Annotated in this window: 14 protein-coding genes and 1 tRNA gene; 6 read left to right on the plus strand and 9 right to left on the minus strand. The window is 54.8% G+C overall.

The genetic code is table 11. The features are described 5' to 3' along the window. Nucleotides 1-2 precede the first annotated feature (2 nt). A complete protein-coding gene (locus tag G6R38_RS06500) occupies nucleotides 3-1,460 on the plus strand; it encodes an MFS transporter (RefSeq protein WP_166821696.1) in 1,458 nt (485 codons plus the stop codon). Between the two features lie 31 nt (nucleotides 1,461-1,491). On the opposite strand, the gene G6R38_RS06505 is transcribed toward G6R38_RS06500, so the two are convergent. Together G6R38_RS06505 and G6R38_RS06510 are read right to left on the minus strand one after the other, a co-directional pair. After that, nucleotides 1,492-2,124, minus strand: coding sequence for a uroporphyrinogen decarboxylase/cobalamine-independent methonine synthase family protein (locus G6R38_RS06505; RefSeq protein WP_166821699.1), 633 nt, complete (start codon nucleotides 2,122-2,124; stop codon nucleotides 1,492-1,494). Nucleotides 2,125-2,212: 88 nt separating this feature from the next. Continuing rightward, nucleotides 2,213-2,551, minus strand: a complete 339-nt coding sequence (locus tag G6R38_RS06510) for a hypothetical protein (RefSeq protein ID WP_166821702.1) — start codon at nucleotides 2,549-2,551, stop codon at nucleotides 2,213-2,215. Between G6R38_RS06510 and G6R38_RS28365 the strand changes: the two genes are divergently transcribed. Further along, on the plus strand, nucleotides 2,507-2,785 hold the full coding sequence (locus G6R38_RS28365; RefSeq protein ID WP_390881375.1) for a transposase: 279 nt from the start codon (nucleotides 2,507-2,509) through the stop codon (nucleotides 2,783-2,785). The two genes, G6R38_RS06510 and G6R38_RS28365, sit on opposite strands and share 45 nt — an antisense overlap. On the opposite strand, the gene G6R38_RS06520 is transcribed toward G6R38_RS28365, so the two are convergent. The 5 genes from G6R38_RS06520 to G6R38_RS06540 all read right to left on the minus strand — a co-directional run bounded on the left by G6R38_RS06520 (nucleotide 2,687) and on the right by G6R38_RS06540 (nucleotide 7,490). Next, nucleotides 2,687-3,892: a glycosyl hydrolase family 28-related protein gene (locus tag G6R38_RS06520; protein WP_166821709.1), complete on the minus strand. Its 1,206-nt coding sequence runs from the start codon at nucleotides 3,890-3,892 to the stop codon at nucleotides 2,687-2,689. The two genes, G6R38_RS28365 and G6R38_RS06520, sit on opposite strands and share 99 nt — an antisense overlap. A 190-nt stretch (nucleotides 3,893-4,082) precedes the next feature. Continuing rightward, complete coding sequence (locus G6R38_RS06525) at nucleotides 4,083-5,654, minus strand: hypothetical protein (RefSeq protein ID WP_240928101.1); 1,572 nt, start codon at nucleotides 5,652-5,654, stop codon at nucleotides 4,083-4,085. 656 nt (nucleotides 5,655-6,310) lie between these two features. After that, nucleotides 6,311-6,505 carry a DUF1501 domain-containing protein gene (locus tag G6R38_RS06530; RefSeq protein WP_166821713.1) on the minus strand — a complete coding sequence of 65 codons (195 nt, stop codon included), beginning with the start codon at nucleotides 6,503-6,505 and terminating at the stop codon, nucleotides 6,311-6,313. Then, entirely contained in the window at nucleotides 6,456-6,929 is a 474-nt protein-coding gene (locus G6R38_RS28370) for a DUF1501 domain-containing protein (protein WP_166821716.1), read from the minus strand. The genes G6R38_RS06530 and G6R38_RS28370 overlap by 50 nt, the downstream gene beginning before the upstream one ends. Before the next feature lie 42 nt (nucleotides 6,930-6,971). Further along, nucleotides 6,972-7,490, minus strand: coding sequence for a hypothetical protein (locus tag G6R38_RS06540; RefSeq protein WP_240928102.1), 519 nt, complete (start codon nucleotides 7,488-7,490; stop codon nucleotides 6,972-6,974). Between the two features lie 616 nt (nucleotides 7,491-8,106). Between G6R38_RS06540 and G6R38_RS28375 the strand changes: the two genes are divergently transcribed. Continuing rightward, entirely contained in the window at nucleotides 8,107-8,481 is a 375-nt protein-coding gene (locus G6R38_RS28375; RefSeq protein ID WP_390881380.1) for a tyrosine-type recombinase/integrase, read from the plus strand. Between the two features lie 155 nt (nucleotides 8,482-8,636). On the opposite strand, the gene G6R38_RS06550 is transcribed toward G6R38_RS28375, so the two are convergent. Continuing rightward, nucleotides 8,637-8,725 (minus strand) — tRNA-Ser (locus G6R38_RS06550). 465 nt (nucleotides 8,726-9,190) lie between these two features. On the opposite strand from G6R38_RS06550, the gene G6R38_RS06555 reads away from it, so the two are divergent. Next, the gene (locus G6R38_RS06555; protein ID WP_166821719.1) at nucleotides 9,191-10,390 is read left to right on the plus strand and encodes a PP2C family protein-serine/threonine phosphatase; all 1,200 of its coding nucleotides are present in this window, start codon (nucleotides 9,191-9,193) and stop codon (nucleotides 10,388-10,390) included. Here G6R38_RS06555 and G6R38_RS06560 read toward each other — a convergent pair. After that, nucleotides 10,387-10,911 carry a hypothetical protein gene (locus G6R38_RS06560; RefSeq protein WP_166821722.1) on the minus strand — a complete coding sequence of 175 codons (525 nt, stop codon included), beginning with the start codon at nucleotides 10,909-10,911 and terminating at the stop codon, nucleotides 10,387-10,389. The genes G6R38_RS06555 and G6R38_RS06560 overlap by 4 nt on opposite strands. Before the next feature lie 241 nt (nucleotides 10,912-11,152). Between G6R38_RS06560 and G6R38_RS06565 the strand changes: the two genes are divergently transcribed. Both G6R38_RS06565 and prfA read left to right on the plus strand, forming a co-directional pair. Continuing rightward, nucleotides 11,153-11,446 carry a type B 50S ribosomal protein L31 gene (locus G6R38_RS06565; protein ID WP_166821725.1) on the plus strand — a complete coding sequence of 98 codons (294 nt, stop codon included), beginning with the start codon at nucleotides 11,153-11,155 and terminating at the stop codon, nucleotides 11,444-11,446. A 129-nt stretch (nucleotides 11,447-11,575) separates the two neighbouring features. Next, on the plus strand, nucleotides 11,576-12,655 hold the full coding sequence (gene prfA / locus G6R38_RS06570; protein WP_166821728.1) for a peptide chain release factor 1: 1,080 nt from the start codon (nucleotides 11,576-11,578) through the stop codon (nucleotides 12,653-12,655). Nucleotides 12,656-12,748 lie beyond the last annotated feature (93 nt).

Here is a 12,748-nt window from a genome sequence, read left to right on the forward strand (position 1 = left end):
CGATGCCGAAAGACAGTCCGCCGGCGGTTCCCCCGTTAGATGTCCCTCCTCAAGGCGACGTACTGCGTGCCCAAGCCCAGCGGTTCGGAACGCAGAGTTCACGAGTTGTGTTGGCCTTGGTTTGCACGTTGTCGATGATCACTTATCTCGACCGTGTCTGCTTCGGAATGGCGGCCCCATCGCTTGCCAAAGACTTGAACCTCAATAGCGTCGCCGAACTCAAGTGGGCATTCACGGGGTTCGCGATTGCCTACGCGATTTTTGAAGTTCCCACAGGCTGGTTGGGGGATCGTCTTGGGCCGCGGTCCATGTTGATTCGCATCGTGGTTTGGTGGTCGGTTTGCACGACATTGACAGGCTTAGTCGGCATCCAAGTTGGCGGTTGGACACTCGGCGGACTTGGAACGCTTATCGTTCTGCGATTCTTATTCGGAGCCGGTGAAGCAGGAGCGTATCCGAACATTACGCGCGTCCTCTACAATTGGTTTCCGGCGCATCGGTGGGAGTTTGCGCAGGGACTCGTCTGGATGTCGGGCCGACTCGCAGGAGGGGCAACGCCTTTGATTTGGGCCTTCCTCGTTGGTGGAACAGGAGTTTCCTCTCCGCTACTGAGTTGGCGAGGCGCGTTTGTGCTCTTTGGGTTGATTGGACTTGTGTGGTGCATATTGTTCGCGGCTCTTTTTCGCAACCATCCCGAAGAATCGGACTCTGCAAAGGAAACAAAATCCCCCGAAATCCCCCCAAGCCCAGGTACTGAAATTCTCGGGCATGCGAGTGTTCCTTGGCGAGCACTCTTCACGAATCGGAGCGTTCTCGCACTCTGCGCGATGTATTCGCTGATCAACTATGGTTGGGCGTTTAATATCACCTATCTACCGTCGTACTTGGATCAACGATTTAGCATTGAAGATTCCGACGTAATTGGTGCGATTTACAAAGGAGCCCCGTTATGGGTGGGAGCTGTCGGATGTTTGACGGGCGGATTGTTCGTCGGTTTCTTTAGTCGCAAACTCGGTAGCAGAAGCAATGGACGGCGAGCGGTTGGCATCCTCGCGATGCTTGTGTGCATGTTTTGTTGGCTCGGAGCGTGTGTGGCACCGAACATTCACGTGTTCTGTTTCTGTGTCTCATTGGCGGCCTTTTGCATCGACTGCACTTTGGGAGCGATTTGGGCCACCTGCCAAGATTTAGGCCGCGAACACACCGCCGTCACGGCCGCTTGCATGAACACCATTGGCACGATGGGGGCAGCGCTAGCCGGTTGGGCCACCGGCACCATCATTCAACAAACGGTTGCTAGACGTGCTGCAGAACAGTCCGTGCCACTTTCAAAAACTTTAGAACAAGCAGCCCTGCTCGACGGTTACCAGTTCGTATTTCTCACCTATGCCGCAGTCTATGCAATCGCCGCCGCGTTCTGGCTATTCATCGATTCCAATCGTCACCTCACAGAAGACTAATCGAGTCGGTCGGAGTGCTCCCGAGGCTGTTTCAAGGTGCGTTTTCCTCAAGTGCTGCTGAGTCGTCTGGTGCTGAAGTCTCAGCTGGCTCTTCTTTCGATTCCTTCTTCTCGACTCCCAAAAGTTGGCGAAGCCGGTCTTGTTGAGAATCGGTCATTGAGGAATTATCAGCACCCTCGGAAAGCAGCGATAACAAAGCCTCCCGTTGATCGGTGAGAATCGTAGCGTTCTCCGGTAGGTTTTCCAGAATCTCAAGATGCCGGTCCCATCGTTCTTGATCCAACCTTCTCCAATAGTAGCGAAAGCCATAGCCTTGGCTGGTCCGACCATGGAATTTCTCCCAGTATTGTTCTTCAACCCAACCCTTTGGGTTCAATACGATCAGGGCTTCGACCACTGCCAGCAGTTCAGGCTTGGTTTCCCCGTAACCAATACGTGGCGGCGGATCCCAGTGCGGGGGAAAATCATCCCGTTTGTGGGCAGACATAAGTTTCACCGCGGACTCGATTTCTCCCGCGTTCAGCAATGCCTCGACGCGGTGACGAAGTTGTTGCTCCGGTTGGGTGAAAAGCCCGCGTCCCAGTGTTGGATCGGAAGCTGTCGGCGCAGTAACGTCGGCACCGACACCCCACTTCCACGGCGATCCTTCCGCCGGCTTTGGCACAATGATATTCTCCCATTTCAGTCTGGGCCATCGCTACTAGTAGGTCAGACTCAATCGGCTTCGGCAACGCAGGCGGCGTGGCGGTTTCTCAACAATCCGCGGGTGAAACTCTCGGCACTTTGCCGAGCCGCTGCGGGACGCCGGTCGGCAGGCCTGTGAGCAGAACGATTCGACGTTTGTGCTGCTCGCTCATGACTGGTGCAAACTGAGCTACAAATCGCACGCCAGCAAGAGCGATGTTCGGCAGATTACGCGTGCCGACGATGTGGGCTACGACCGCTCTTTTGATCGATGCGAACAGCGGTAGTCCGATCGCCCCCACACCGAGTGCCGCAAAGGCGAGAAACGCACCGTCTCGGGACGTCCGCTTCCGCTGCGGTTGGTGGTACTGCGATTGATCGATGACGAGGATTTCACTGTCGCCCAATGGACGCTCTTAACGAACGTGGATTCGTCTGAGGTTTCTGCCCAGATGGTAGCGTACTGGTACTATCGCCGGTGGCAAATCGAGTCGTTCTTCAAGCTGCTCAAAAGTTACGGCCAAGAGCTTGAGCATTCTGAGTCACTCGTCCGTCTGCAGTTCTCTCTCAATCCGCTCGGCCCGCTGAACCACAATCTTCTGCTTGGCATCCTCGTTCTTGATAAGGTTGTTTCGGATTAGGGCATCGTGAACGCCGTTGAGAAACACGCCGCGTCCGGGGACTCGGATCACATTGCCAGTCACGGTCACGTTCTGGCTAGGGGACGGGTTGTAGCGTGATGCACCCCAAACATAGAGCCCCCCGCTCTCGGTATGTGAGCTGGAGATAAGGTTGTCTTTCAGGAGCAGGCCGTCGGTGAAGCCTAGTTGCACTACGTAGCTACCCCTTTGGGTACCACGCACGAGGTTGCCTTGCACGATGGCATTGGAGTTCCCGTTTCCCACCAAGCGGCCTGAGATAATGTTGTCTCGAATGATGATCCCGTCGACCCCGCCGGCGAGGATCGATTTGCGACAGCGGTTATCGGTAATGATGACGTTTTCTAGCCCCCGTGCGTGCTCGACATGAATTGTGGAGCCGCCAGGCCGAACGTCTCCCTCTAAGTCCTGGCAACCGGTCACGAGGTAATCGCGGGCTCCGTTGCCCCCAGCCATCTGAATACCCTGACGCACGAAATTGCGTACTGTGACGTTGCGGATCGTCATGTTGCGACAGCCCGGCCCTAGTCCAACGCAGTCGCCGCTAAAGTTCTCGATCAGACAATCACGAACGGTCACATTCTCGATCACGCCTTCCTGGCGGTAAAAAAAGATGCCGTGATTATGTTCGGGCGTCTTGCCGGGCTCGTAGAAGGTGAACGTGTTGCTGCCGTCCAGGTGCAGGTCGCGGATCGTAACGTTACGGCAGTCTTGGGAACCAGCCCCTAGCATACGCCAGAAGTTCGACTGATTCACTTTCGGATCAAATTTCAGGGTTGAAGCGGCCCCCTCGCCGCGTAGCGTTGTATTGGATGGGATCTCCAGAATCGGGCTCTCCGCCCCCTGCCGCGAAACGATAAACGTGCCGGCGGGAACAAACACCTCGCCTCCGCCGACCGTCGCACACACCTGCATGGTTCGTACAATTGCCGCGGTGTCATCGGACTCGTCACCGGCCGTCGCGCCGTAATCAGTGATGTCGAACCGTGCTGCGTGGACAGGTGAGATTCCCAATAGAACCAAGACCAATGCCGTCGATAGTAGGAACCAAATATTGTTTTTCGATGTCAGGCCGTCTGCGGACTTCATAGATACGTCTCTGAAGAAGTTGGTGGTTGTGAAATTGGGACGTTGACCTGCCAGACGCTTCGAATGGCGAACTTGTGGGTCGCTAGGCCAATTTGACCATTCTGCTGCCGATCGAGTCCGGTCAGAGCGGATGCCTTGGACGGCGAGCAGACCGAATACGGAACGAAGGAAGCGATCTAAGTTTTACTTTCTAAGTTTGCCCTTGGAAGCGGTATGCGTACAAGTCAGCATCTTTCAGTTGAAAGCGGAGCCGCACAGGACGTCCATTGAGATTGCTTAGGTCGCCACCCGACTTCCAAGAAACCGTCCGATCCAGTTCATCGCCGAAGATAACCTGGCAATCGTCAAGGCCGTAACCGGGCAGGGCACTTCCATCTGTGTCTTGGATTTCAACACGAATTCCGCCAGCTGCGGAGGTGGCGAAATTTAGTCGGAGTTCCGTGCCAGCGAACGTGACCGGCTTGGTGAACAGTTCTCCCCCGCTCATGGGAGCATTGACCGAAACAAAGCCGTCGAGTCGTAATGTGTAGCGTCTCAACGCGCTGCCGGACCCGGTCCAATAGCTTTCGGTTGCATACAGAGATAACTCGGGAGGTGCACCAGGAAGGTGGGACTTCGTTTCGACGACATGCCAGGCGATGTACTGATGACCGTAGTTCCAGGTGCCCGGCCGCTGAATTCCGGGACGCAGGAATGCCTCGTTCCAGCGATTAAAACGGACGCCGTCTCGGCTGGCCATCAACAATCCTTCGGTCACGGCCGTCCCATAGCGCTCGGTCGAGGAGCCCCGCAATTCGCGGTGCTCCAACTCCGGCAGGGCTTTCGTCGAGTCCGACCAACCACGATCCACATAACGCGTCGGAAAACCGATCAAAATGTGTGGAGCCCGATGGTAAGGCTTCACCTGGTTGGTGTAGAGGTGTTCGGCCGGCGAATCTTTGTACTGGAGTTCCGTATGCAGACCCCAATGCACGAAATCATCCGATGTGGCCGTGCGGATGGCACGAATGTTGTTACTGAAGATCCGCCAGTAGGCGCGGTACTTTCCGATTGTCGGGTCCCAGAAGGCCAGGTTTTGCGAATCGAACGCTCCCTCGGTGATGACCGGTTCTTTCGACAAAGGAGTCCAATGCAGGCCGTCTGGTGATCCCAGCACGTGCAAGCCCCTCGGCTTCCGCGATCTCACAATCGCTTTATAACGAGAATCGGCCGGAGTGTCGGGGTTCTGATCCTTGAACACGGCCGGATGCCCCGCGTCAATGTTGGCACCGTTCAGAATGCCGCTGGCAAGCACGATATTGTTTTGTTTGCTACCCTCGAATTCCACCAAACCGAGATTGGGTTTCTGCCATTCAATCCCATCCTTGCTCTCAGCATAACAACAGAACAGCGGGTGGTGGCTGGAATTGAGACGCCCTTGAATTGCCTCCAGGTGCCATGCCTTGTAATACATTCGATAAACGTCGTCATCCTGAAAGACGCTGTGGTAGCCGCTCCCGCTGCCTTCCCACGGTTCGTCGTGCTTCAAGGCAATGTCGCAGGGACGCGGTTGGTGCAGTCGTCGATTGGCCTGACCGGTCAGTCGTTCAATCAGCACATCGTCGACGAATAGTTCGCGTCGAGTATCGATGTCAGTGACGTCTTGCTCCTTGGTATCGCCTGCCGCGGCGGATGATGGTCGTAACTTTGATCCGGCGGTTGCTATCGTGAGAGCGGTCGTCGTTTTCAACCAATCTCGTCGCGTGAGATGCGATCTTTGCATGCTGGCATTCACTGTGAGGGGGATAGAGATTCCAGGCCATAGATCGCCAGACTAACACAGAGCTAAGGCTTTCGCCAATTTGCGAAGCGTTCTCTTCGGCTCATTGCTTAAAGCCGGGACAAACAACACGAACAACGGCTCTCAAGTTATGGAGCGTTGACAGGTGGCATTTCCGTGCTGATTCAATGTTTCGACCATTATAGCTATAGCTTCAGAACCGAGTTGTTCATATTGGGAGTCCCTGGTTAAGACGGACCACCATGACCAAAGCCAACGACTGCATCTGCTGAAAATTGAAGAACCAATCAAGGACGTGTTGGCTTGAATTCATGGTCAACCGTAAACCGCTGGAATCGCTTGGGGCACTTCTCATCAGTCTCAGTTGGGTTGGGAATCTCGTTTGACGACCCCCCGCATGTGGGTTTTCAAGGATTCCCACCAGGCTAAGCGTTTGGCGGAATCAAACTAGGGATTTTTATATGGGAAATTTCGTCTCCGTTGCTGTGAGCCACGCATCCAGCTTCGCTCGCAACCGTCGGACTCACTCCAGCGGAACTGACATTAACCTTTCTGGATCGCCGCCGACCATGTCCGCAGCAGTTACCCTTACGCATCTGGCTTTGGCAGTTCTAGTGCTTTGCCGGATTCACGCCAGATCAAATCTCGCGGCGGTCCACCCCGTTGTGTTCAACCGTCCGCCACCGCCACACCAGCGCCAGCAATCCGCGATCTTCCAAGTCATCGAGCAGAGCGACCCAAGCATGGCCCATCGGAGGGACCAGCGACTTGTGACCTTCGAAATTATCGGCGTGCGTGTCGTACCCGCTTTGTCCGACTTCCGCGAAAGCCACACCCGCTTTCCGGGAACCGGGTATTGGCCGTCTGGGACCACCCGGTATGCATCAGATAAATCCCGCTGGGATGATCGATCTGAGACGTTCGCATAGAACGAATGACCGTCAGCTTGTTCATCCGCTGGGCGATGTTGGGCATCAATTCGCAGACTCGCACTCCGGGCAAGTTGGTCGAGATTTCCCGGAACACGCCACCGGTGGGCCGTCCGACTTTCATGTCAATAGTTTCAAATTGACTGCAGCCCCCATTCAACCAAAACAGAATACAACGCTTGTTGTTCTGCGTGACTTCGTTCGCGTGGGCGTCGGAATGAAACAACCCGCCCCAGTTCATGATAGAGTTCGCCCCACCAGTCGCTAGGGAGGCTTTCAATGACGATCGACGACTGAGATGTTCGTGCGACGGGCAAAAGCGATCCATAGGAATGTCCTTGATCTGACTGCAAACGTACAGCAAGTTGAACTAGTGATTGAATTGAAACTCACTGCAGGTCATCAATGTCCAGATAGCATCATGCAGACGTCCCTTCTGATCATCATCCAATGACAAGAATTCAAAGAACGGCTGCGTCTCTTCGAGAATGGGTTTCCGAGAGAGAACTTGTAGATAGAGTTGTTCCACACGGGTTTCGAGCGAGTCTTCCGAGTTGTTGAGACGATGAAGCAAGCTGCCGGGTTGATCGGAAATCAAGGTGTGGACTTGGCCGTAGTTCAAGTAGAGATGTTCCTGTAATCCACCTTGAAAATTCCCGACACCATCGTTGGGCTCTCCGAATGAATTCAATAGATAAGTCCAGGTGATCCGCCGGTAGGAAAGACGTTCGTCGGATGCCTGTCCGGTGTTCTTTAGCACCTGGTCGTGACCACTAGCAATCACCCAAGACTCAAGAAGCTCCTCGGCAGAAAGGGGGCGGTAGCGGGCGCGATGATACCACTCGGGCTGGGCTTCAGTCTCCGATCCACTAGCCGACAACTGACACACTTGACTCGAGACGATCTCATTGATGAACCATTTCAGATTAAAGACATGCGTGATGAGTTCTCAAGAGAGTGTCTCTAGCAATTCCGGATAACTGGATGGATGATTTGGACTCAAATTATTCACGAGATGCACAATCCCTCGCCCTCCCCGACAAGGACTCGAACCTAGCGGTTAACAGTCAATGAAGTCGGTTTGGCTTGCGAAGACGCTAAATTCAGGCCATTTTCGCGTCAGGTGAGATGATTGCAAAGAGTTAGCGGCCAGTGCCTTAAAGGTTGCTGGAATCTGTGATGATTGAAGAAGCTAAGGACCACCGAGGAAATAACTTCGGCGGATTGATTGACTGTCGGGATGACGAATTGGCGTCGTTTCGGGTAGGAGCATGAGCTGCCCTGAGGCAAACGACTCTGCAAAATAGACGTTCCGTTATCTCGGAAGAGGGAGGGGGTAAGTATCCGATGGTGTGACTGCGACAAATCCCTGCATTGGCTTTGCGATGTTGTCATTGCCCTGGTGACAACCGGGCTGCGGATATCGGAGTTGGTGAGTTTACGGTGCCCGGACTTATCGGACGACGAAGACGGGTCGCGATCGGACGTTCCCCATCCACGCGGACCTGAAGGCTGTCCTCGAAACGAAGCCCCGCAGCGGTCGCGAGATTTTCCACGGGCCACGCGGCGGGAAATTGAAACCGGACACGGTCCTTAATATTCTCAAGCGAGACGTGCTTCGTCCGCTGGCCGAAAGATTGTCCAATGGCGTCACCCCGCGGATCGACGAGGGCGGCGTCCATTCATTCCGGCACTATTTCTGTTCGGTGTCCGCCAGCAGCGGGGTCCCCGAACAAATCGTGATGCGAAGGCTGGGACATTCCAGCAGCGAAATGGTCCAACGTTATTATCATTTGCATGACGAAGAAGCGAAGCGGCAAATGAGCCGACTGAACTTCCTTGAGATTTCCGGCGGACGTTCCGCCGGCACGAATGATTGATTTCTGTAACCCCGAAGACGGCGATCCGGTGTGGTTGTTGAGCATCCTTAATCAGCAGTTTTGGCACAATCTTGGCACAATTCACCGTGTCAAAGAAAAACAGCCGTTGCAACTCATTGTGTTGCAACGGCTTACGGCGATCTCAGATAGGCAAGCGGAGAGAGGGGGATTCGAACCCCCGGTCCGAGTTGCCCCGGACACGGCATTTCCAGTGCCGCACAATCGGCCACTCTGTCATCTCTCCGGAGTGGTATCGGCTGATTGAGGATAGACCTCGATCAGAACGAGCATTCTGGACGACGATCTCGTGGGCGTCAAGGGCGGATGACAAGGTTTCTTGGGAACCGATCTTTCAGTGGTCCACATCGACCGGTCAGGAATGCCGATTCCAGGTTTCTGGCGGAATCTGGCATTGGGACCGGTGTCGTAGTCAGTGCTCTTCCAGAGTCGTGAGGCCACTCGAATTTTGCCCGTTTCGTGGCCGAGTCCGGGCGAGCACGGATGTTGTCTGTTGGTTTCGTGCTTGTGGAGTTTCTCTCTATTTCTCTGGCGGGCAGTACCAGTGGGGCTACAGACATGTTCGAACCCTACCGTCGACGATCTAAAAGCGGTATGCTCATGAAATCTTCATCTCTTGATGCCAATCTCATCGGTATCTGGCCGAACTCTCATTGTAACGGCATCACTGCGTTCAACGGGTGGTATTCAGATGCGTATTCTTGTCGCGTGGCACGATCCGGCCGAAGCGGAGTTGCTCAGCCTTTACTTGAACCTCGACGAATCCAGTGCCGAGATCACTTCCGATCTCGATGATTTCTGGGCGAAATTGGGGTCTGGCACACCTTGGGATATCGTGTTGTTGCCGACCGATCGCCCGGACGACTCCACTGCCATGTCTGTTTTCCAGCAGGTCCGCAAAACCCGGCCGGATCTTCCGATCGTCGGTGCGTGTCATATGGAAACGATGTTCCAGCTGGCCGGTTTTCTCGGGCAGGGTTTGCGGGCCTACGTGGTTCGTGACCAAGCTGGGGACTTCATGTTCTTGCTTCAGGCGACTTTGCAAGGAGTCGTTGAAGCGGTGAAGGCCGAGCGGGAACGTATCATTTCTGCGAAGCTGCGGGAGGAGATCGAGTCGGTTCGGAAGCTGCAAGAGTCCATCATGCCTCGCGATCTTCGCAGCCCGGATGGCTACCGGATCTGTGGCCGGTACGAATCTTCGCAGTTGCAAGTGATCGGCGGAACGCCCGTCGTGCTGGCTGGGGGCGATTATTACGATGTTTTCGAAGCTCCGAACAACGAAACCATTGTGCTGCTCGGCGATGCCGCCGGTCATGGTATGAAAGCGTGTATCTCCATCATGGCGATGCACACGTTGATTCGGATGATTCTCGATCGTCGCTACAAAGACACGGCCGCATTCGTGGAGTCCGTCAATCGGCACTTGTGCGAGCAAACGATGGTGGGGGAAAGCGAGGGCTTTATCACTATGCTGTTTGGTCTGCTGAAGTCGCAAACGAACGAGTTTCAATGGACGTCCGCGGGGCATCCGCTGCCGTTGTTGCATCGGTTGGATGAGAACACCGTTGAGCCGATGGGCACCATGGATGACGGGGGCATGCCTTTGGGAATCATCAGCGAATGTGATTACGAATGGAAGTCGATCGAGGTTCCGCCGCGGAGTCGCATCATTCTTTACACCGACGGACTTGAAGAAGCATTCCCAGCGGAAAAACAGGACACGCATGGCCAGTTTGGTCAGGCGGGGATTATGCGAACGGTGAAGGAGTGTCGGGATAAGCCGTTGGATGAAACGCTGGACGTGCTATTCAACGCCTCCAACGCCTTTACCGAAGGTGCGGGGCGACACGATGACACGTCGGTGCTGCTGATCGAACGCGGTGACGCTTAGCGATTGGCGTAACGGGCAAACCGCTTTTTTCGGCGAGCCAACCGTTTGCGTCGACGCTTCTCGCGGAAACTAATCGCTGGTTCGTGCGCGAGCCGGTGCATGTATATGAAGAACACAGCAATTCCGCCAATGTAGATCAGCCAGACCCAGACGTACGCATACGTCACCCCGTCTACCCAGCGAGCGGACTTCGAAACATTGGGCAGATATTGAATGGAGACTCGGCCATTCGTCGGCGGTCGCCATCCCTGTGGGAAATTGATCGCTTGGCGTTGTCGCTTGCCGTCTTCGTCCAAGTATTCAAGGCGGACTTCCTGAATTCGATTTTCTCGGACCGATTTCCCCGTAAAGACCGCATCGATGCTCTCATGCATACTGATGATACGGGCTGTACTTGTCCGACCGGTCAACGCGTACCGAATCTCGCTCCAAGTTCGGTAGGTGCAGAAGATAAAGCCGACAACAAGCCAGAAGATGATTTTTAAGAGTTCGACGTCATTGCCATCCGATTCCTCGTACATCGTGCCGCTCCGAACTGAACATCGCGATGGATTTTCTCGTGAAAACGAATCGCGGTAAGTTCGGATCAATGAAAGCTGACCGATGGATGAGTTTTCTTTCGGTCTACCAACCTTGCCTGAGGCGATTGTGCCCGCTACACTAGCTCGAACCGGAACCGTGCGGTGCGTGTCCGGAGTCCGTCTAGACATTTTTTGATTCGAATTCGCAATCGGAACGTCCGAGTTGCGGTTGGATTCCGCTATGAAACAAGACATTCATCCCGATTACCACCCCGTGGTGTTTCTCGACACCTCGACCGGGACCAAGTTCATGACCCGTTCGACCATTCAATCCAAAGAAACGATTGAATGGGAAGATGGCAAAGAATACCCGCTCGTCAAAGTGGAAGTGAGTTCCGCATCGCACCCATTCTACACGGGGCAGATGAAGCACGTGGACTCGGCGGGTCGGATCGAGAAATTCACGAAGAAATTCAACTGGCAAGGCCGACGTCGCAAGAAAAAAGGCGGCGAAGAGCAAGCCAGCGAAGGCTAGCCACGACGGAAACGAAACACGCGCTCTCATCCGGTTCTTGTTTTGGGAACTCGATGAGAGCGCGTGTTGCTGCGCGCCAATCTCTTTCCATCATCCGCATTCGTTTCTGATCATCGTAGGGCTATCGTCATGTTTCCCAGCTTGGAAGCCAAACTCCGTCGGTTCGAGGAACTCGAAGAACAACTTCAGGACCCGGAAGTGCTCGCCAACGTCGACAAGATGCTGGCGGTCCAACGGGAGTACGGCGGATTGCAGAAGGTGGCTCTTTCGGTCCGCGAATACAACAATCGCGAAGCCGACATCGAAGCCGCCCGAATGATGTTGGATGAGGAAACCGACCCGGAAAGCAAAGAGTACGCCCAAGCCGAGTTGAACGAGTTGCTGGAGGCGCACGAAAACCACCAGAAGGAACTCGAAGACATCGCGGCAGCCGGTGACGCGATGACGTACGGCAGTTGCATCATGGAGATCCGTGCCGGCACGGGAGGTGACGAGGCGGCTCTGTTCGCCGGTGACTTGTTCGAAATGTACAAACGGTACATTGAGACTCAAGGTTGGAAATGGGAGGCCATGGATGTCAGTGGTGGCGAAGTCGGTGGTTACAAAGAGATCGTGTTCTCGATCACTGGCGATGGAGCCTACTTGAATTTGCAGTTTGAGAGTGGCGGGCATCGTGTGCAGCGTGTTCCGCAAACCGAAACTCAAGGCCGCGTTCACACCTCCGCAGCAACCGTCGCCGTGATGCCGGAGCCTTCGGAAGTGGAAGTCGAAGTGCGTGACGAAGACCTTGAAATCGAAACCATGCGAGCGGGTGGGCCCGGCGGACAGAAAGTCAACAAGACAGAATCGGCCGTGCGAATTACTCACGTCCCGACCGGTATCCAGGTCAAATGTCAGGACGAAAAGAGCCAGCACAAAAACCGAGCCACCGCGATGCGAATTCTGCGAGGCCGTATCATCGAACAACGACAGCAAAAAATCGCCAACGCTCGTGCGGAACATCGCCGCACGCTGGTCGGCAGTGGCGACCGTTCCGAACGCATCCGGACATATAATTTTCCCCAAGGGCGCGTGACCGATCACCGCATCAATCTAACGTTGTATCGACTCGATCAAATCCTCGCTGGTGATTTGAGCGAACTTGTCGGCGGCCTGCTGGAATTTGACCGCCAAGAACGTCTCAATAACCCCGATCCGGAAAATAACTAGTTTCGTCAACCCGATGGATTCTGCTCAGGCGTTGACGGCTATCTCGGCACGCGCCTATGGTGAACGAAGAGCCGAGCTACATCGCGAAAGGAA

Source organism: Thalassoroseus pseudoceratinae (assembly GCF_011634775.1).
GTDB classification, from domain to species: domain Bacteria; phylum Planctomycetota; class Planctomycetia; order Planctomycetales; family Planctomycetaceae; genus Thalassoroseus; species Thalassoroseus pseudoceratinae.

Coding starts and splice junctions, on each gene's coding strand:
- G6R38_RS06500 (WP_166821696.1), top strand. CDS start 3: ATGCCGAAAGACAGTCCGCCGGCGGTTCCCCCGTTAGATGTCCCTCCT.
- G6R38_RS06520 (WP_166821709.1), bottom strand. CDS start 3,892: ATGAAGTCCGCAGACGGCCTGACATCGAAAAACAATATTTGGTTCCTA.
- G6R38_RS06525 (WP_240928101.1), bottom strand. CDS start 5,654: ATGCAAAGATCGCATCTCACGCGACGAGATTGGTTGAAAACGACGACC.
- G6R38_RS28370 (WP_166821716.1), bottom strand. CDS start 6,929: ATGGATCGCTTTTGCCCGTCGCACGAACATCTCAGTCGTCGATCGTCA.
- G6R38_RS06555 (WP_166821719.1), top strand. CDS start 9,191: ATGCGTATTCTTGTCGCGTGGCACGATCCGGCCGAAGCGGAGTTGCTC.
- G6R38_RS06560 (WP_166821722.1), bottom strand. CDS start 10,911: ATGTACGAGGAATCGGATGGCAATGACGTCGAACTCTTAAAAATCATC.
- G6R38_RS06565 (WP_166821725.1), top strand. CDS start 11,153: ATGAAACAAGACATTCATCCCGATTACCACCCCGTGGTGTTTCTCGAC.
- prfA (WP_166821728.1), top strand. CDS start 11,576: ATGTTTCCCAGCTTGGAAGCCAAACTCCGTCGGTTCGAGGAACTCGAA.